Origin of the sequence: Pseudomonas sp. G11, from assembly GCF_029457515.1 — a bacterium.
GTDB lineage: Bacteria > Pseudomonadota > Gammaproteobacteria > Pseudomonadales > Pseudomonadaceae > Aquipseudomonas > Aquipseudomonas gorinensis.
The window spans coordinates 1,138,928-1,155,468 of sequence record NZ_CP120377.1; the positions used below are offsets into that span (position 1 = coordinate 1,138,928).

Annotated in this window: 16 protein-coding genes, 1 tRNA gene and 2 pseudogenes; 12 read left to right on the forward strand and 7 right to left on the reverse strand. The window is 59.0% G+C overall.

Going from position 1 to position 16,541, the window contains the following annotated elements:
• The first annotated feature begins 66 nt into the window (after window positions 1-66).
• Entirely contained in the window at window positions 67-1,419 is a 1,353-nt protein-coding gene (locus P2T68_RS05045) for an OprD family porin (RefSeq protein ID WP_277379120.1), read from the forward strand.
• Between the two features lie 148 nt (window positions 1,420-1,567).
• Here the strand turns inward: P2T68_RS05045 and P2T68_RS05050 are convergent, their stop codons facing one another.
• From P2T68_RS05050 to P2T68_RS05075, 6 genes and pseudogenes are all read right to left on the reverse strand, one after another.
• Window positions 1,568-1,699, reverse strand: a complete 132-nt coding sequence (locus P2T68_RS05050) for a hypothetical protein (RefSeq protein ID WP_277379790.1) — start codon at window positions 1,697-1,699, stop codon at window positions 1,568-1,570.
• A gap of 4 nt (window positions 1,700-1,703) precedes the next feature.
• Window positions 1,704-2,409, reverse strand: a pseudogene (locus P2T68_RS05055) (cache domain-containing protein); the annotation flags it as partial.
• Between the two features lie 49 nt (window positions 2,410-2,458).
• Window positions 2,459-3,502 carry a methyl-accepting chemotaxis protein gene (locus P2T68_RS05060; protein WP_277379121.1) on the reverse strand — a complete coding sequence of 348 codons (1,044 nt, stop codon included), beginning with the start codon at window positions 3,500-3,502 and terminating at the stop codon, window positions 2,459-2,461.
• Window positions 3,503-4,252: 750 nt separating this feature from the next.
• A pseudogene (locus P2T68_RS05065) lies at window positions 4,253-4,512 on the reverse strand (Arm DNA-binding domain-containing protein); the annotation flags it as partial.
• Between the two features lie 164 nt (window positions 4,513-4,676).
• Window positions 4,677-4,753: transfer RNA gene (locus P2T68_RS05070), tRNA-Met, on the reverse strand.
• 415 nt (window positions 4,754-5,168) lie between these two features.
• Complete coding sequence (locus P2T68_RS05075) at window positions 5,169-5,720, reverse strand: RNA polymerase sigma factor (RefSeq protein ID WP_024073270.1); 552 nt, start codon at window positions 5,718-5,720, stop codon at window positions 5,169-5,171.
• A 261-nt stretch (window positions 5,721-5,981) separates the two neighbouring features.
• Here P2T68_RS05075 and sctW point away from each other — a divergent pair, with 261 nt between their 5' ends.
• The 11 genes from sctW (at window position 5,982) to sctU (ending at window position 16,162) form a co-directional block, all read left to right on the forward strand.
• The gene (sctW, locus tag P2T68_RS05080) at window positions 5,982-7,055 is read left to right on the forward strand and encodes a type III secretion system gatekeeper subunit SctW (RefSeq protein WP_069075224.1); all 1,074 of its coding nucleotides are present in this window, start codon (window positions 5,982-5,984) and stop codon (window positions 7,053-7,055) included.
• Complete coding sequence (gene sctV, locus P2T68_RS05085; RefSeq protein WP_024073272.1) at window positions 7,052-9,145, forward strand: type III secretion system export apparatus subunit SctV; 2,094 nt, start codon at window positions 7,052-7,054, stop codon at window positions 9,143-9,145. Before sctW ends, sctV begins: the two co-directional genes overlap by 4 nt.
• A gap of 62 nt (window positions 9,146-9,207) precedes the next feature.
• On the forward strand, window positions 9,208-10,113 hold the full coding sequence (locus P2T68_RS05090; protein ID WP_024073273.1) for an FHA domain-containing protein: 906 nt from the start codon (window positions 9,208-9,210) through the stop codon (window positions 10,111-10,113).
• Window positions 10,110-11,471 carry a FliI/YscN family ATPase gene (locus P2T68_RS05095; RefSeq protein WP_024073274.1) on the forward strand — a complete coding sequence of 454 codons (1,362 nt, stop codon included), beginning with the start codon at window positions 10,110-10,112 and terminating at the stop codon, window positions 11,469-11,471. The genes P2T68_RS05090 and P2T68_RS05095 overlap by 4 nt, the downstream gene beginning before the upstream one ends.
• Window positions 11,458-11,871 (forward strand): YscO family type III secretion system apparatus protein, encoded by a 414-nt coding sequence (locus P2T68_RS05100; protein WP_024073275.1) that lies wholly within the window; start codon window positions 11,458-11,460, stop codon window positions 11,869-11,871. Before P2T68_RS05095 ends, P2T68_RS05100 begins: the two co-directional genes overlap by 14 nt.
• Window positions 11,868-12,320, forward strand: a complete 453-nt coding sequence (locus P2T68_RS05105) for a type III secretion system HrpP C-terminal domain-containing protein (RefSeq protein ID WP_277379122.1) — start codon at window positions 11,868-11,870, stop codon at window positions 12,318-12,320. Before P2T68_RS05100 ends, P2T68_RS05105 begins: the two co-directional genes overlap by 4 nt.
• Complete coding sequence (locus P2T68_RS05110) at window positions 12,317-13,348, forward strand: FliM/FliN family flagellar motor switch protein (RefSeq protein ID WP_041160833.1); 1,032 nt, start codon at window positions 12,317-12,319, stop codon at window positions 13,346-13,348. The genes P2T68_RS05105 and P2T68_RS05110 overlap by 4 nt, the downstream gene beginning before the upstream one ends.
• Complete coding sequence (gene sctR / locus P2T68_RS05115) at window positions 13,345-13,998, forward strand: type III secretion system export apparatus subunit SctR (RefSeq protein WP_024073278.1); 654 nt, start codon at window positions 13,345-13,347, stop codon at window positions 13,996-13,998. Before P2T68_RS05110 ends, sctR begins: the two co-directional genes overlap by 4 nt.
• 7 nt (window positions 13,999-14,005) lie before the next feature.
• Complete coding sequence (sctS, locus tag P2T68_RS05120; RefSeq protein WP_024073279.1) at window positions 14,006-14,269, forward strand: type III secretion system export apparatus subunit SctS; 264 nt, start codon at window positions 14,006-14,008, stop codon at window positions 14,267-14,269.
• Between the two features lie 10 nt (window positions 14,270-14,279).
• Window positions 14,280-15,068 (forward strand): type III secretion system export apparatus subunit SctT, encoded by a 789-nt coding sequence (sctT, locus tag P2T68_RS05125; RefSeq protein ID WP_277379123.1) that lies wholly within the window; start codon window positions 14,280-14,282, stop codon window positions 15,066-15,068.
• Window positions 15,065-16,162 carry a type III secretion system export apparatus subunit SctU gene (sctU, locus tag P2T68_RS05130; protein WP_024073281.1) on the forward strand — a complete coding sequence of 366 codons (1,098 nt, stop codon included), beginning with the start codon at window positions 15,065-15,067 and terminating at the stop codon, window positions 16,160-16,162. Before sctT ends, sctU begins: the two co-directional genes overlap by 4 nt.
• Before the next feature lie 12 nt (window positions 16,163-16,174).
• Here the strand turns inward: sctU and P2T68_RS05135 are convergent, their stop codons facing one another.
• Window positions 16,175-16,537: a transcriptional regulator gene (locus P2T68_RS05135; protein WP_310168555.1), complete on the reverse strand. Its 363-nt coding sequence runs from the start codon at window positions 16,535-16,537 to the stop codon at window positions 16,175-16,177.
• Between the last annotated feature and the right edge of the window lie 4 nt (window positions 16,538-16,541).

Here is a 16,541-nt window from a genome sequence, read left to right on the forward strand (position 1 = left end):
CGGATTGTTGCGAAAGGATCAACATTTTTTGCATCCCTACCGCCTTAATAATTTGAAGAGAACATCATGCGTAAAGTGGCCGCTTTGTCTGCGTTTTTTGCCGTTACCACGCCCGGTTATTCATGGGCCGACAGTGATAAAAATGAAAATGGATTTATTGAAGATAGCCATTTGAACATTCTCAACCGGGATTTCTATTTCAGTCAGGACTTCCGAAATGGCAGCAGTGCAACCAACCCTCACACGGGCGCGCCCCAGAGTCGCCGGGCGGAATGGGCGCATGCGGTGATCGGGCGCTTTGAATCCGGCTTTACCCAGGGCCCCGTGGGGTTTGGGGTCGATGCTTACGGGCAATTCGGGGTCAAGCTCGACGGCGGTGATGGCGTGGTGGGCAACGGTGTCGGCGGGCCGGGGTTGATTCCGCGTAAAGGCGACAATAACGGCGAGCCCAAGGATGAGTGGGGCAAGGCCGGCGGCGCCTTGAAGGTGCGAGCGTTCGATACGGTGGTCAAATACGGCGATGTATCCCCAACCAGCCCGGTACTCCATGCCGGTGATATCCGCCTGTTGCCGCAAACCCTGACCGGTCTGATCTTCGACAACACCTCCATCGCCGGCTTGAAAATTGAGGGCGGCAAACTGACGGCGTCCAGCGATCGCAGCGGCGTCAACCATAGCGGCGACCTGGGCACGGTCTACGGTGGTCGCTTGACCGGGGCGGATAATGTCCAGTACATCGGCGCGGATTATCGTTTCAACGACAACTGGAGTTTCAAGCTGCACACCAGCCGCCTGGATAACGTCTGGAACCAGTCCTTTGCCCGGGTCGACTTCAAGCAAAGGCTCACCCCCACCATCACGTGGGATACGGGGCTCAATTACTACCGCACCCGTGACAGTGGCGAGGCCTTGCTCGGGAAAATCGATAACGATAGCTGGAGTACTCACCTGGGGCTGAATGTCGGATTCAACCGTTTTCTGCTGGCATACGAGCAAGTGCGCGGTGACTCGCCGTTCGACTACGTGTGGAACACCTACGACCTGGAACTCGACAACGCCTCCCAATGGTCGGACTTCAACAACCCCAACGAACGCTCCTGGCAGGCCAGCTATACCTATGACTTCGCCGGGTTGGGTCTACCGGGGCTTAGCCTCACGGGCCGCTACCTGCGCGGTGACAACATTGATGGCACACGGGCAACGGGCGGCTACACGGCGTTCAATAGCGTCAGTGACGGCAAGCACTGGGAGCGCGATTTCTGGGCGAGCTACGTCGTTCAGAGCGGCCCGGCAAAGGACTTGAAGCTTCAGGTACTTCAAGCCACGCACCGTGTGGGAGGCGATTTCGGTAACTACGACTCCAACGTTGACGAGCTGCGGGTCATCGTCGAATACCCGTTGGATTTGCGCATGCTGTAACCGCGCCATCCATTCCTGCCACAGAGTGTAATGGCAGAAACAAGAAAGCCCGCACGAGGCGGGCTTCTTGGGGATTCATAGGCGGCTGTGAACGTCTATGGATCGGTGCTTGGAATAGGTCAGATGCGGAAACTGCCCACCAGATGCTTCAGCCGTGCCGCCTGCTGTTCAAGCGCTCGCCGACCAGGTTGGCGATTTCCATGCTGTCTTGGCTATGGCGCTGGCTGTCGCCCATGGTGCTGACCGAATCCCGCGCGCCGACTTGTCGCTCCTCGAGCATCTTTGGTGGCAATCACCGCCGAATATCGGAATTGGCTCAGCGTCGCGTAAGCCTTGTCTTTATCGATAGAGAGGCCGATGTACCCGTTGGCGGAAGGTAGCCCTTTGATTGGTGCGAAGGTCAGCAAGCGGGCTTGCCCGTTGAACTGGACCTCGGTCAGCTCGCCGGAAAGTTTCGGTGTGTGTACGGTACAAATCCGAAAGCGACTTCATGACCAGCGCTTTGTCCGGATGGACCAGTATCTTGCCCTGCTCGTTGATCAGGAACGCATACCCCATGCCGCCAAAGTTCAACGAGTTGATGAGTTCCACCAGGCCATCCAGCGCCAGATCGCCGCCGACCACACCGATGCTGCTGGAAACCTTACTGATGACACTAATGACCATCTTGTTGGTGGCCAGATCAATATAGGGCTCAGTCAGTATGGCGCCGCTGGCGTTCATACCGTCCTTGTACCAAGGGCGGGAGCGCGGGTCATAACCATCGGGCATCTTGGTGTTCGGACGAATACTGAAACTGCCGTCGACCTTGCCTAGGTAGTCGGTGAGAAAACTTGAGGTCACGACGCTCTCATCCATCAGCGTCTCGGCATTGGCAGGCTCCCTGGCAATGTTCTGCGCCAGATTCCTCACCAAATTAATCCGCCCCTCCAGCAGGTTGCGAATATTGGTGGAGGTAGAGTCACCCATTTCAGTCAAATAGTTTTCCAGGCTTAGAGATCTGCTAAGCGAGCTAGCGGTGCTCGTCCAGCGCGTTGGGTTACGCGTCAATCGAGGGCAAATGCTGTTCGATTACGCCTAGCCACCCCATACCCGGATATGTTTCAAAGCCTGGCGTTATCGAGTAGCCCTGAATGAGGTTTTTACTCAGGACGCTGTATCCGCTCGATTGGGTGGCTTTAGTCTTTAACTCGACGCTTTCGCCCAGATGATTCTGTGTATCTGAGCTAGCAATTATCCTGTGGTTGTCGTCGATTATCATCAATCGACTTCGCGGGCGTTCTTCTTCGCTCAAGCGAACTCCTTTTAGAACGGAATCGGCTTGATTTTTCCAGTCGAAAAAAATCCCGATAACGCCAATCGCAGGCGTCTGTTTACCGGCCTTGCTGCGCACAGCCGCACTGAATGCGCAGGTTTGTAAGTCGTTCAGAAGCGGCTCGGCAGTTACTTGGCCAGCGAAATACTGATCACCTGAAGAGTGAAGCATTGCTCTTTTAAACCAAGGCTCGTTCGCGACATTGGCTCCGATGACTCTGCCAAAGGTCCCAGGTCGGCCCGACGCTATGATTCGTCCACTGCTGTCAGCGACCCAGATATCTAAGTACACGGTGTAACTGTCGAGAATGATGCCAAGGCGTTCGCTGGCATAGACGCAGCTTTCTGGTGAGCGATTGGTCAGCGCGTCTACCAACGATGCATCAGTTGCCCACCAGCGCACGTCGCATGTGCGCTCGTAAAGGTTTCGATCGATGATCTCGATCATGTTAAGCGACAGATCAGCCAATCGCTGACCCCGTACGTCAAAGCACATACCGCGACCGAGCGCTGTCAGTTCATTGACCGAAACCTGCAAGTCTTCGGTCAGCCCGCTGGCAATTTTCGAGATACGTTCGGAGATATTTTTGACTTCTTCGGCCACAACCGAGAACCCCATCCCGGCCTTGCCTGCATGCGCCGCCTCAATGAGTGCATTGATTGCCAGCAATCGAGTTTGGCGAGTGATTGCCTGTATATCACTGACACCACGATTCGCCAGAGACTCCACTTCCCGGGAAAGGGAGACGATCCGTTCGGGTTCGATCATTTTCTTTCTGCTTCTACCAGTTATTGATGGCGGCAGTGGGTTGCTTATCAATGAACGAAGAAAATACAAAACTGGGCTATAGCTGCCCTCTAATCGAATGAAGGTTGGGACCCCTCTCACAACAAGATCGGCTGATTTCATTGGGCCATTAGGTGAATCCGAAAAAATTAATCCAAATATTCAAGCCCCGGATCCCTCTTGGCTTGGGTCGTAAGGAATGGGGCCCCCCTGAGCGCTGGCAAGAGCCTAGAGACTCAGCAGTTTGAATACGGCATTCTTGACGTGGTCAGTCCTAGGAGGGCAGGGCGGCGGTGCCGCATAGGGTTGACCCTGTGCGCATCGAGCGCCGAACCTAGACGGTTTCATTCAGAAAACTCAGTGCAGTGCAGGGAGTTGCTTCGGGTGGAGCAATCACATGAGCATCGTTCAGATCGGATAGATAGCTCTGGTTCTGGTTGTCAGTTGGGTTGCTACCCGTGAAATCCACTTGGTCTTGCACGGATCATCAGGAATATCATCTGCTAAGGGAAAAGACGATGAAGCTTAGTTTTTGGCAGTATATGAGGGGTTACGCAATTGGTATGGCAGCGTTTCACCTTTGGAAACTCTACCGAGGTGATCCTTTGCCAAATGTGCTGGCGAATTATGGAATTTCGCTTGTTCTCGGCGCGATTTTTTACGGGATCGGGACGGTTCTCATAGTGAAGCGCGACCAGTAAGGATGAATCGCTGCGCACCACCGGCCCTTGATTGGGATGCGTCTGCGCGTAGATCAGCCGCTTTCTGCCGAGCGAAAGCGCCGCCCACTTCCGGGTAGCCGCCAAGACCAAGCCATGACCATTTGCCGTCTGGCTTCTTGTAGCGTAATTCCCAGGACTTTTGGCCGTTTGGCTTGACCCTGAAATACAGCCCTGGCCTGTCTAGTTCGCGGTATGCCCCGGCCTCAGGCTCCAGGCTGGAAAGTGTCGTGCCAGCGAGAGGGCGCGTCGCCTGATATCGGTGCGTTTCATCCTTGTATGTCTTCAGTTCAATTATTTGTGAAACATACACGTGGGCATAGGCGGAGGGGGATGATAGGGGGATAGAGGTGAACAGCCAGAAACAAGAAAGCCCGCACTAGGCGGGCTTCTTGAGGTGATTCATAGACTGCTGTAGACATCTATGGATCGGTACTTGGTGGCTACACAGGGACTTGAACCCCGGACCCCAGCATTATGAATGCTATGCTCTAACCAACTGAGCTATGTAGCCAAGTGGCGCGCATTATTCGCGTAGAACGGAAATGCGTCAAGCGTTTTTGTTGAATTTTTATCTACGCTTTCAACTGTTTAACCGAAAAGCGCTGCGACGGCGACGAATGGCGAGGCGGGTGCAGGCTTTATAGCGTTGCAGATCCAAGGGGCGCGCGGGCTTGCTCGCCATAGCGCCGTCTCAGCCTGTACCTCCACCCATTGAACAGCAAGCCTGCTCCTCCATTGGGCTTTCGGTGATTTCCAGAGCGCGTTCTTGGCGATGGTGGTGTACGCACAGGAATCGGTACCAGACGATGTGGGGGGGATCGCGGGGGGGGCTTTGGGCTGCTGGCGATTTTTTTGCCACGCGCGGAAAAGGCCTGGATCGGTTGGGCAGATATCCCTGCCGCCCAACGGTTTCCAGCTAGGCTGGCTTACGGGTGCAGTGGGTTGTGGGTGACGCGCTTGAGTTGTTCACGCGCCCGTGACAAGCGTGAGCGCACCGTGCCAATGGGGATGTCCAGGGCGTCGGCAGTGTCCTGGTAGCTGCCGTCGGTCTCCAGTGAGGCGTACAACGTTTTGCGCATCTCCGCCGGCAGGTGCTTGATGGCGATCAGGGTTTTTTCCAGCCGGCGGTTGATCTCGAACTCCCAATCCAGGTTGTGGTTTTCCTCTTGGCCATGCCACAGCGCTTCATCGAATTCGCAATGCACCGGTTTGGCGTACAGGCGCCGAAAGTGGTTGCGAATCAAGTTCTGGGCGATTCCGCACATCCAGGTGCTGAGGGTGGCCTGGCCGCTGAAGCGGTCCCTGTTGCGCCAGGCTTCCAGGTAGGTGAGTTGCAGAATGTCGTCTGCGTCTTCGGGGTTGAGCACACGCTTGTGGATAAAACGTCGGAGTTTTTTCTGATGGTCGTCCGTCAGGTGGAGCATGAATTGAGGCGAGCCGCTGACAAAGTGAGCTAAAGCACCAATAGGGATATCCATGATTTTTTCCTCAGGGTAGACGCTATCGAAATGGTTTCGACGGAAAGCCCTTTAGCACTGCCTGTGCCAAGCGGAAAAAACACATAACTGATTGATTTATATAAATAAATATTCTGAAATCAGCCTGCTTTGCGCAAGGCTTTGCAAAAAGGCGCTTGAGTCCGTGCCGGTCTTTTCAAAAAGCGGGTCAAGAGGGGTTTCAATGGAACCGTAACGGGATTGTTTGCCACACAAGCACACACTTCCTGTCCTGGCACGCCCATGAAAGTCGAATCCCTCCCTGATGTGCAGAAGCTCCAAGGCCTGGATCAATCCGCCCCCGCTAGCGCCACCCGCCCCCAAACGCCTGCCGTGTCATCAGATGTCGACGCTCTCGCCAACCTCTTCAGTCAGGAAGTGGTGTCTAACAGCAAGGCCCTGAGTCAGCGTTCAATGGGCGTTCGAGTCACCCCGATGGAGCAACTGTCCCAGCTGTATGACCAGTTGGGGCATCCGGCCCAGGCTACCCTGGCCTCGGTTTCTCGACGTGTCAGGCTGCAATTGCTGCAGCAACCCAGTGTCGGCAAGCTGCTGGAACTCACCGGCAACGATCCGGCGCGTACCTACGTGGTACTCCAGCAGATAACGGCCCAGGCGGAAGCCGAGGTGCGCAAGACCGAAGCGGCATTGGCACGTGATGCCCTGGCCAGGCTGGAGATGCGCTACAAGCGAGAGATCCAGGCTGGCCTGAATATCGCCATGGCCTTGCAGGCGGCCAGTGATGACCCCCAGGAACGCCAGGCGGTGCGCGCGTTGTACTACGCCAGCGTGGTGGTGCGCCAATCCCTGGCGAGCATGATGCAGTCCCTGTTGGGCGTGTACGGCGGAGAGCAGTTCGCGACCGGGCTCAACGTGATGCGCCGCGCTCTGGCGGACGATATCGCGGCCTGTACTTCGTCGGTTCCGACGGCGCAGTTGCGCACGCTGCTGCAGGGGCTGCAAAGCTGTGGTCAATTGAGCGGGGTGTTGTGCAACTGCCAGTCGTTGATCCTGCGCCTGAAGGTCGAACATGACGCCGTGGTGCTGCTGCAGCGCCTGTTGGGGTATGCCGCAAATGGTATCGCCGCCTCTGAAGTCCAGCGCCTGGGGGAGGCATTGGTGGGGGAGGCGTCGAGTGGCAAGTTGGCCTCGCTGAACGCGCTCTACCCGATGCTCAAGGGGTTGCCATCAGTCCTGTGGCGCGATAGCCGTGGGCGCCAGGAAGGCCTGCATAACTTTTTGCTGGTGATGGATGAGCTCACCCGCCTGGAACAACTGCCGCCGCGACTTGGCGATGACGCGAGGGCCAAGGCGTGACGGCGCTGGCGTCTATCAACCGGGTGCTGCTGAAGGTCGCACAACGTGCCGAAGTGTTGGGCGCCGTGGTGGTGATGGCCATCGTGTTCATTTTTATCGTGCCGTTGCCCACCTGGCTGGTGGATATTCTGATCGCGCTGAACATCTGTATTTCCTGCCTGTTGATCGTGCTGGCGTTGTACCTGCCCGGGCCGTTGGCGTTTTCCTCGTTTCCGTCGATTCTGCTCCTGACCACCATGTTTCGCCTGGCGCTGTCGATCGCCACCACACGCCTGATCCTGCTGGAGCAGGACGCGGGCGACATCGTGGAGGCCTTCGGCAATTTCGTGGTCGGCGGCAACCTGGCGGTGGGGCTGGTGATCTTCATGATCCTCACCATCGTCAACTTCCTGGTGATCACCAAGGGCTCGGAACGGGTGGCCGAGGTGGCCGCGCGCTTCAGCCTGGACGCGATGCCCGGTAAGCAAATGTCCATCGACAGTGACCTGCGCGCTGGCCTGATCGATGGCGCGCAGGCCCGTGACAAACGTGAGCAACTGTCCCGTGAAAGCCAGTTGTTCGGCGCCATGGACGGGGCAATGAAGTTCGTCAAAGGCGATGCGATTGCCGGCCTGGTGATCGTGGTCATCAACCTGCTGGGCGGCTTTTCCACCGGGATGTTCCAGCACGGCATGAGCGCCGCCGATTCCATGGCGCTGTATTCGGTGCTGACCATCGGCGACGGCCTGATCGCGCAGATCCCCGCGCTGCTGATCTCCTTGACTGCCGGCATGATCATCACCCGTGTCGCCCCGGACGGACGCCGGGGCGTGACCAACATGGGCGCCGAAATCGCCCGGCAGATGACCAGCGAACCCAAGAGCTGGATGATCGCGTCGGTGGGCATGCTGGCATTTGCCGCATTGCCGGGGATGCCGACGGTGACGTTCATCATCATCTCTTTGATGACTGGGTCGATTGGCTACTATCTGGCGTACGAGCGTAAAAAACAGGAGCAGCAAGAGGGCTCGGATGGCGACGCCATCGCCCCGGAGCAAAACGGTGAGGAGGACCTGCGTTCGTTTGACCCGTCGCGGCCCTACCTGCTGCAGTTCCCCGCTGCGCTCAACGGTAGCCGCCTGGCAGTGGAGTTGATGCAAAGCATTCGCCAGACCCGCAATGGGCTTGTTGCCAACCTGGGCTTGACCCTACCCCCCTTTGAAATCGAGTTTTCTACGGTGCTGGCTGAGGATGAGCTGCGCTTTTGCGTACATGAGGTGCCTGTGCTCAGGGCCACTCTGGGGCCGTGGCTGGCGGTGGAATATGCCGCGCTCAGCGAGGTGCCGCATGACGGTGTACGCGGGCAGGTAGCACGGGAAGAAGAGGAGTGGGTGTGGCTGGCAATGGATCATCCGCTGCTCACCGATGAGCATCTGGAGCGGGTCACCGCGCAGAACTTGATCCTGGAACGCATGGAGCGCGCGATGATGCTCAGCGGGCCCCAGTTTCTTGGGGTACAGGAGAGCAAGTCGGTCCTTAGTTGGCTGGAAATAAGCCAGCCGGAACTGGTGCAGGAGTTGCAACGCATCATGCCGTTGTCGCGCTTTTCGGCGGTGTTGCAGCGTCTTGCCAGTGAAGGCGTACCGCTGCGGGCTGTGCGTTTGATTGTCGAGTCGCTGGTCGAGTACGGCCAGCATGAGCGCGAGCCGGATGCCCTGGCCGACTATGCGCGCATTGCCCTCAAGTCGCAGATATTCCATCAGTACAGCGAAGCCGACGGCCTGCATGCCTGGCTGCTGTCGCCCCAGACCGAGAACATCCTGCGTGAGGCGCTGCGTCAGACCCAGACCGGGGTGTTTTTTGCCCTCGACAATGACAGCAGCGCGGTGCTGATCAGCCTGCTCAAGCAAGCCTTCCCCATGCGCTTCAAGCGCAAGCGCGTGCTGCTGGTCGCGCAGGACCTGCGCAGCCCTCTGCGGACCCTGTTGTTGGAGGAGTTCAATCATGTGCCGGTGCTGTCTTTCGCCGAGTTGGGGAGTGCCTCGAAGGTCAAGGTGCTGGGGCGTTTCGATCTCGCCGGCGATGGTCAACTGCATGAGGCGGTGGCATGAGGCAGTGGCATGAGTGTGCGCGGTGATGACTGGCCATTTTCAGCGGTTTCGAGGGCCTGACCATGTTTGAGTTGCGCGTACTGAACGGCTTGCACCAAGGAGCCGCGTTGCCGTTATTTGGCGAGCAGTGGTGCATCGGCTCCAATGCGGAGGCCGATCTGGCGCTTTACGACCCGGGTATTGCCACGCGCCATGCCTGGCTGCGCCAGGTGGAGCAGCGCTGGTGCGTGCAGGCAGAAGAAGGGTTGCTGCACGACGACCAGGGGCAGGTGTTGGCGCAAATTGTTGACCTGGCCCTGGACCGGCCGTTTTCCATCGGCGCCATTCGGTTGTGTGTGTCGCTCACCGATCAGCCGTGGCCTGCGGAGCCTGCGCCTGAACCCAGTGTCGAGATGTTTGAGGTGCCCGCTGAGGCGCCGCCGGAGCTGCGCCTGAGCACCCTGCGCGGGCCTGCACAAAAACGCGTGATCAGTGGGCTGGTGGTATTCGCGGTGCTGGTTGCTGCGGTGGGCGTGATGAACGCCGGCGATCAGGATGTCCAGGCTTCACTGATGCCTGCGCCCGTGCAGAAAATTGATCTGGCCACCGTCGCTGAAGTGCGCCAGCAGTTGCTCAAGATGCTGAGCGAGCGCGAGTTGGCGCAACGGGTCAGCATGCAGGTGATCAATGGGCAGATCTCACTCAACGGTGACGTGTCATCGGAAGAAATGGCGCTGCTGTCGCGCATGCTCGGCCGTTTTGCCGAGCGTTTCGACACCCCCGTGCCGGTCATCAGCCGGGTGAGAGAAGGCAATAGCCAGCCGCCGTTCAAGATTACCCAGATTGTCGGTGGCCCGAACGGTCATGTCGTACTGGAGGGCGGACGCAGGTTGTTCCTTGGGGATGAAGTGGACGGGTTGCGCCTGGTCTCCATTGATAATGCCAAGGTGGTGTTCGATGGCCTGCGCCGCTATGAGGTGCGCTGGTGAGCCAGGACCTGCAGGACCGCCTTGACGCGTGGCAGGCACGCCAGGTCAGTCATCTGGCCAGCTTTGCGCCGGTGGCGGTGCGCGGACGTATCCAGCGCGTCAACGGCATGCTGTTGCAATGCCGGCTGCCTCAGGCGCGCATCGGCGACCTGTGCAAAGTGGATAAATACGGTGATGACAGCATGCTCGCCGAAATCATCGGCTTTGATCACCAGGATGCGGTACTCAGTGCCCTGGGCAACCTCGAAGGCGTGCAAGTGGGCGCCAGCGTGCAGCGCCTGGGCGTGCCGCATCGTGTGCGGGTCGGCCATGAACTACTGGGGCAGGTACTCGATGGTTTCGGTCGGCCGATAGCGGGCGAGGGGCCGGGGGCGTTTGTCGATGATGCCGACACCAAGGACGCGACCACGGTGCTGTGCGAAGCGCCGCTGCCCACTGAGCGCCCGCGTATTCATCAGGCGCTGGCGACGGGCGTGCGCTCGATCGACGGCTTGCTGACATTGGGAGAAGGCCAGCGCGTGGGGCTGTTCGCCGGTGCTGGTTGCGGCAAGACCACCTTGCTCGCCGAGATTGCCCGGAATGTCGAGTGCGATGTGATTGTGTTCGGCCTGATTGGTGAACGGGGCAGGGAGCTGCGCGAGTTTCTTGACCATGAACTCGACGACCAATTGCGGGCCAAGGCGGTACTGGTATGCGCAACGTCCGATCGCTCAAGTATGGAGCGGGCGCGTGCCGCCTTTACCGCCACGGCGCTGGCCGAAGGGTTTCGCCGCAAAGGCCAGCGGGTATTGCTGCTGATCGACTCCCTGACCCGTTTTGCCCGGGCTCAGCGTGAAATCGGTCTGGCTGCGGGTGAACCGTTGGGGCGCGGTGGTTTGCCGCCGTCGGTCTACAGCTTGTTGCCGCGTTTGGTGGAGCGCGCTGGCCTGACTCGCGAAGGCGTGATCACGGCGATCTACACCGTGCTGATCGAACAGGACTCCATGAGCGACCCGGTGGCCGATGAAGTGCGCTCGCTGCTCGACGGGCACATCGTACTGTCGCGCAAGCTTGCCGAACGCGGGCACTACCCTGCGGTGGATGTGCTGGCCAGCCTGTCGCGGATTCTGAGCAATGTGGCCGAGCCTTCGCACATACAAGCCGGTACCGCGCTGCGGCGCCTGCTGTCGGCGTACCAGCAGATTGAACTGATGCTCAAGCTGGGGGAATACCAGGCTGGCAACGACGCCCTCACGGACATGGCGGTAGACAGTCGGCAGGCAGTCGATGGTTTCCTGCGCCAGGATTTGCGCGAGCCTTCGCCACTGGCGTCCACCCTCCAACAACTTTCGGAGCTGACGGCGTATGTCCCTTTCTGAACTGGAGACCCTGCGCCGCCTACGCAGGCATCGCGCCGATCGCGCCGAGCGCGCGTTGCGTGAAGCGAAGCGGCACCAGCGCGCCCTGCAGGCGCACATCGAGCAGGCCGAGGACGCGCTGGAGCAGACACGGCAGCAGGAGGCCAGGCAAAGCGCGCAATTACTGAGCGAGCACCAGGGGCAGGTGGTGTCGGTGTGCATGCTCAAATCCTGGACGGCCAAAGAACACACCCTGTCCGCCGACACCCGCCGTGAGGAGGATCGTTTGCAGGGGCTGCATGGGCAGAAGGAGACGCATGTGATTGAAGTGGAACGCGCACAAAAGCAGGTCAACCAGTGCTTGCGCCAGGTCGAAAAACTCCAGGAGCTTTCTGCTTTGTTGACACGGGAGGTGCTATGACACAGGTCCCGGCAGGCAAGCCTGAACGCCCCCGCCCATTGCGTGACGAGCGTGAGGCGACGCCAGGTCTCGTATTCCTGTGGGAGCAGGGCCGGCTCTTTGCGAACCTGTGCGCCGGCGAAGGCGGCGGGGAGGGGTTCGGTAGTTCGTTGCACGCCACGCAGGCATCTGCCGATACGGCGATGGTCGAGGCGTTCGCCGAGCAATTGGTACCGCGCCTCAATGCGGCGTCTCAGTGGCCTTTGCAGGCAGTGTTCTATTTGCCGCGGCTGGGCCGCATCGACGTCAACGTACGGCGAGAGATGGGGGCGCTGCAGATTGAACTGGACCCGGAGGAAGAGCGCACGCGGTCGTGGTTGCGGGATATGCGCCAGCGATGCGAGGACCGCTTGAGCGCTGAGTTGAGGCGGCCAGTGCAGGTGTCGGTGACCCTGTCAGGCTGCCTATGATGATTTCGCCTTTGACGCTGCCTGTGGTCGACGGCGCCATCGTTGCCGCCTTGCGACGGCTGGGACGGGGGTTGCGGCTGTCGTATCAGGTGGCGGGCCAGCATGGCGAGCTGTTGCTGGAGCCGGGCCATATGCCCCGCGCGAACGGCTCTTTTGTTTTCGATACCGCCTGTGGGGCGCTGGCGTTCGGTAATCCTGGCCCGGTCCTCAGCTTGCTCGGTGACTGCCCGGTGACATTGGCTGAGCACGGCAATGACCCTGATGCGTGGTTCTGGGCGTTGTTTCAACATCAACTCAGCCCTCAAGTGCAGTCGTTACTGGGGTATCTGCGCTTGCAGGAAAGCGAGCAGCCACACGATTTCAGTTGTCGCCTGACGGTGAGGTTGGGCGAATCCCGAGTGGTGGACCGCCTCTCACTCGCGCCCGATACCTTCCTTGCACTGTGCGATGCGGGCCCCTGGCAATCGCTTGCCCCGTCGTTACCTCATTCGCTGACGCTCTCGGTGTCGGTGCTGCTGGGGCATTCGCAACTGCCTATCAGCCAGGTGAGCAGCGTACGCCCCGGTGACGTACTGATGTTGAAAAACCCGATGTTCAACGCCAACGGTGACGGGCGTTTGCGCGTGGGCCGCCAGGGCTTGCAAGGGAGGCTGGACCATGACACCGGGGTCTTGCGCTTTACTTTTTTTTCTATCGAGGAAATGTGTGTGGATGAGGTTTCAGCAGACCAGAACCAGGGCTACGAGTGGGCCGATCCGTCGCCAGCCACCGATCAAGCGCCTGTGGATATATTCGGGCGTGAGCCATTTGACGAACTGGCGATGGGCTTGAGCGTGCGCTGTGGCACGTTGCAGCTGACCTTGGGTGAGTTGCACCAACTCGCGCCTGGTGCCGTGCTCGGCGTCTCGGGGTACGCGCCGGGCATGGCGGGGCTGTATTACGGCGACCGGCCTATAGGGCATGGGCAACTGGTGGATGTGGATGGTCGCTTGGGCCTGCAATTGTCCCGTGTGATTTTTTCCCGATGAACTTCCAGGGGATCGACCCGCTTCTGCTCGCGCTGTTCCTGGGTGCCCTGTCATTGATGCCGATGTTGTTGATCGTGTGCACCGCGTTCCTGAAGATCGTGATTGTGCTGATGATCACGCGCAACGCGATTGGCGTGCAGCAAGTGCCGCCCAGCATGGCCATCAACGGTATCGCGCTGGCGGCGACGATGTTCATCATGGCGCCGGTGGGTTATGAAATCGCCGAGGCCGTCAAGGTAACGCCGGTGGACCTGAGCAGCGTGCACGCGTTTGAGCAGACCAGTGTCAACGCGATACAGCCCTTGAGGGCTTTTATGATGCGCAACACTGACGCGGACATCCTGACGCATTTGGTCGAAAACACCGCGCGCATGTGGCCCGCGGAAATGGCCCAGGCCGCACGTCGTGACGACCTGATCCTGCTGGTGCCGGCCTACGTACTGTCGCAATTGCAGGCGGGGTTCGAGATCGGGTTTCTGATCTATATCCCGTTTATCGTCATCGACCTGATCGTCTCCAACCTGCTGCTGGCGTTGGGCATGCAAATGGTTTCGCCGATGACCATTTCGCTGCCGCTCAAGCTGCTGCTGTTCGTGCTGGTTTCAGGTTGGTCGCGGTTACTCGACAGCCTGTTCCTGTCCTACCTCTGAGGCGCTTATGGACCCGATCATGCTGTTCAAGCAGGGCATGCTGCTGGTGGTGGTGCTGTCGGCGCCGCCGCTGATCGTCGCGGTGATTGTCGGTGTGCTGACGTCCCTGATACAGGCCCTGATGCAGATACAGGATCAGACGCTGCCTTTCGGCATCAAGCTGGTAGCGGTCGGCATCACCCTGGTGTTGACGGGACGTTGGATTGGCCTGGAGTTGATCCAACTGATCAACCTGACCTTCGACATGGTTGCCCGCTCGGCGCTGAACTGAGGTAACACCTGTGCTGCTTTATCTTGATTACTTGCCCAGCCTGGTGATCGCCATGGCGCGTATCTATCCCTGCGCGATTCTCGTACCGGCGTTTTGCTTTCAGCACATTCGTGGCATGCCGCGACATGTCATTGTGATGGTTGTGGCGTTGATGCCGGCCCCTGGGATTCATGCTGCGTTGGCGGGTGCGGATTATTCGCTGTTGATGATCGGCGCTCTGGTGCTGAAGGAAGCGGTGCTGGGCTTGTTGCTCGGTGTGTTGCTTTCGATGCCGTTCTGGTTGTTCGAGTCGGTCGGCGCGTTACTGGACAACCAGCGCGGGGCCTTGACCGGTGGCCAGATCAATCCTTCGCTGGGGCCGGACGCAACGCCCATCGGTCACATGTTCAAGCAACTGGCGATCTTCCTGCTGATGGTAACCCTTGGGCTTGGCGTCCCGACCCAGGTCATTTGGGACAGTTACCTGATCTGGCCTCCCACCGCATGGTGGCCGGTGCCGGCGGTCAATGGCTTTGGCGAGTTCCTGGGGCTGCTGGGCGATACCTTCATGCATATGATGCTGTACGCCGCGCCCTTTATCGCGGTGCTGTTGCTGCTGGAATTCGGGGTAGCGTTGCTCAGTTTATACAGCCCGCAATTGCAAGTGTCATCGCTGGCGATGCCCGTCAAATGCCTGGCTGGGCTGGCGTTCCTGCTCTTGTATCTGCCTCTTCTGCAAGACTTGATCATGGGCAGGATGAGTCTGTTGGGCGACCTTAAGCATTCTCTGGGCTTGATGTTCCAGGGGGCGCAGCCGTGAGTGACTCTGGGGAGAAAAAACACGCCGCGACTCCCAAGAAGCTGCGTGACCAGCGTAAGAAAGGCCAGGTTGCTCAAAGCCAGGACGTGGCCAAGCTTCTGGTACTGACGGCCTTGAGTGAAATTGCACTGTTCACCGCCGAAACCAGTATGCAGCGTTTTCAGCAACTGCTGGTGTTGCCCATGGCGCGCATGGGACAACCTTTCGTGCGCGCACTGGAAGAGGTCCTGTTCGAAGGCTTGCTGGTGTTTTTCTCTTTTGCCCTGCTGATGGTGGGGGTGGCCATCGCGGTCAAATTGATCAGCAGCTGGATGCAGTTCGGTTTCCTCTTCGCCCCGGAAACCTTGAAACCAGATTTCAATCGGCTCAACCCCCTTAACCAGGCCAAGCAGATGTTTTCCGGCCAGTCGGTGATGAACCTGTTGATGGGGTTGGCCAAGGCCGTGCTGCTGACGCTGATTCTGTACGTGGTCATTGGCCCGTCGTTGAGCGCGTTGGTGAGCCTGGCCAGTGGCGACCTGCAAAGTTATGTCTTGGCGCTGATGACGCTGTTTCGACACTTGCTGCACATGTGCCTGGGCTTGCTGCTGGTGCTGGCAATCGTTGACCTGGCGTTGCAGAAGTACTTTTTTGCCAAGCGCATGCGGATGACCCAGGTGGAAGTGGTCAAGGAGTACAAGGATATGGAGGGCGACCCTCACGTCAAGGGCCAGCGCCGTCAGTTGGCCTACGAGTTGGCGAATGAGGAGCCCAAGGTCAAGCTGCCCAAGCTGGAAGAGTCCGACATGCTGGTGGTCAACCCGACGCATTTTGCGGTGGCTTTGTACTATCGCCCTGGCAAGACGCCGCTGCCGCAGCTTGTGGAAAAAGGTACGGACGCCCAGGCCCGCAAACTGATCGACCGATGCAAGTCGGCGGGCATACCCGTGATTCAGTGTGTCTGGTTGGCGCGCACGCTCTACAAGCAGAAGTTGGGGGGCAACATTCCCCGTGAGACGCTGCAGGCCGTTGCTTTGATCTACCGTACTTTGCGTGAACTGGACGATGAGGCCAAGCGAGAGACCCTGGAGTTGCCCGAACTGGACCAGCGTTGAGCCATCGTGTGTTCAACGATTGCAGTGTCGATCCAGGGCTTCAAGTTCTGCGAGCGAGAGCAGGCGGCTGAGGATTTGATCCAGGGGAATATCGGTAGATACCACCGGGTGCCAGAGAATCAGGGCTCCCCCGGCATTCGAAAAGACAAAGCAGCCATCGAACGCCAAGGCCTGTTCGAAGCGGCGTTCCAGCACACGCTGGAACTGGCCGGCCTGTAAGACACGCGGTGCAATTTGCAGGGCCAGGCCGAGCTGTTCCCCGGCTTTCAGCGCACACAGGTGGATGCCTTTTGACAGGTGCAGGTGAGTGGCAGCGCCACTCACCAGGTCATTGAGGAGTACCCGACGATGTTCGGCGTCTGTGGGTATTTCCATAGGG

What these genes read in the sequence shown, in the direction of transcription:
- P2T68_RS05045 (WP_277379120.1), top strand. Translation starts at nt 67, where the DNA reads ATGCGTAAAGTGGCCGCTTTGTCTGCGTTTTTTGCCGTTACCACGCCC.
- P2T68_RS05050 (WP_277379790.1), bottom strand. Translation starts at nt 1,699, where the DNA reads ATGCTCGAGGAGCGACAAGTCGGCGCGCGGGATTCGGTCAGCACCATG.
- P2T68_RS05060 (WP_277379121.1), bottom strand. Translation starts at nt 3,502, where the DNA reads ATGATCGAACCCGAACGGATCGTCTCCCTTTCCCGGGAAGTGGAGTCT.
- P2T68_RS05075 (WP_024073270.1), bottom strand. Translation starts at nt 5,720, where the DNA reads ATGGATATCCCTATTGGTGCTTTAGCTCACTTTGTCAGCGGCTCGCCT.
- sctW (WP_069075224.1), top strand. Translation starts at nt 5,982, where the DNA reads ATGAAAGTCGAATCCCTCCCTGATGTGCAGAAGCTCCAAGGCCTGGAT.
- P2T68_RS05090 (WP_024073273.1), top strand. Translation starts at nt 9,208, where the DNA reads ATGTTTGAGTTGCGCGTACTGAACGGCTTGCACCAAGGAGCCGCGTTG.
- P2T68_RS05100 (WP_024073275.1), top strand. Translation starts at nt 11,458, where the DNA reads ATGTCCCTTTCTGAACTGGAGACCCTGCGCCGCCTACGCAGGCATCGC.
- P2T68_RS05105 (WP_277379122.1), top strand. Translation starts at nt 11,868, where the DNA reads ATGACACAGGTCCCGGCAGGCAAGCCTGAACGCCCCCGCCCATTGCGT.
- P2T68_RS05110 (WP_041160833.1), top strand. Translation starts at nt 12,317, where the DNA reads ATGATGATTTCGCCTTTGACGCTGCCTGTGGTCGACGGCGCCATCGTT.
- sctR (WP_024073278.1), top strand. Translation starts at nt 13,345, where the DNA reads ATGAACTTCCAGGGGATCGACCCGCTTCTGCTCGCGCTGTTCCTGGGT.
- sctS (WP_024073279.1), top strand. Translation starts at nt 14,006, where the DNA reads ATGGACCCGATCATGCTGTTCAAGCAGGGCATGCTGCTGGTGGTGGTG.
- P2T68_RS05135 (WP_310168555.1), bottom strand. Translation starts at nt 16,537, where the DNA reads ATGGAAATACCCACAGACGCCGAACATCGTCGGGTACTCCTCAATGAC.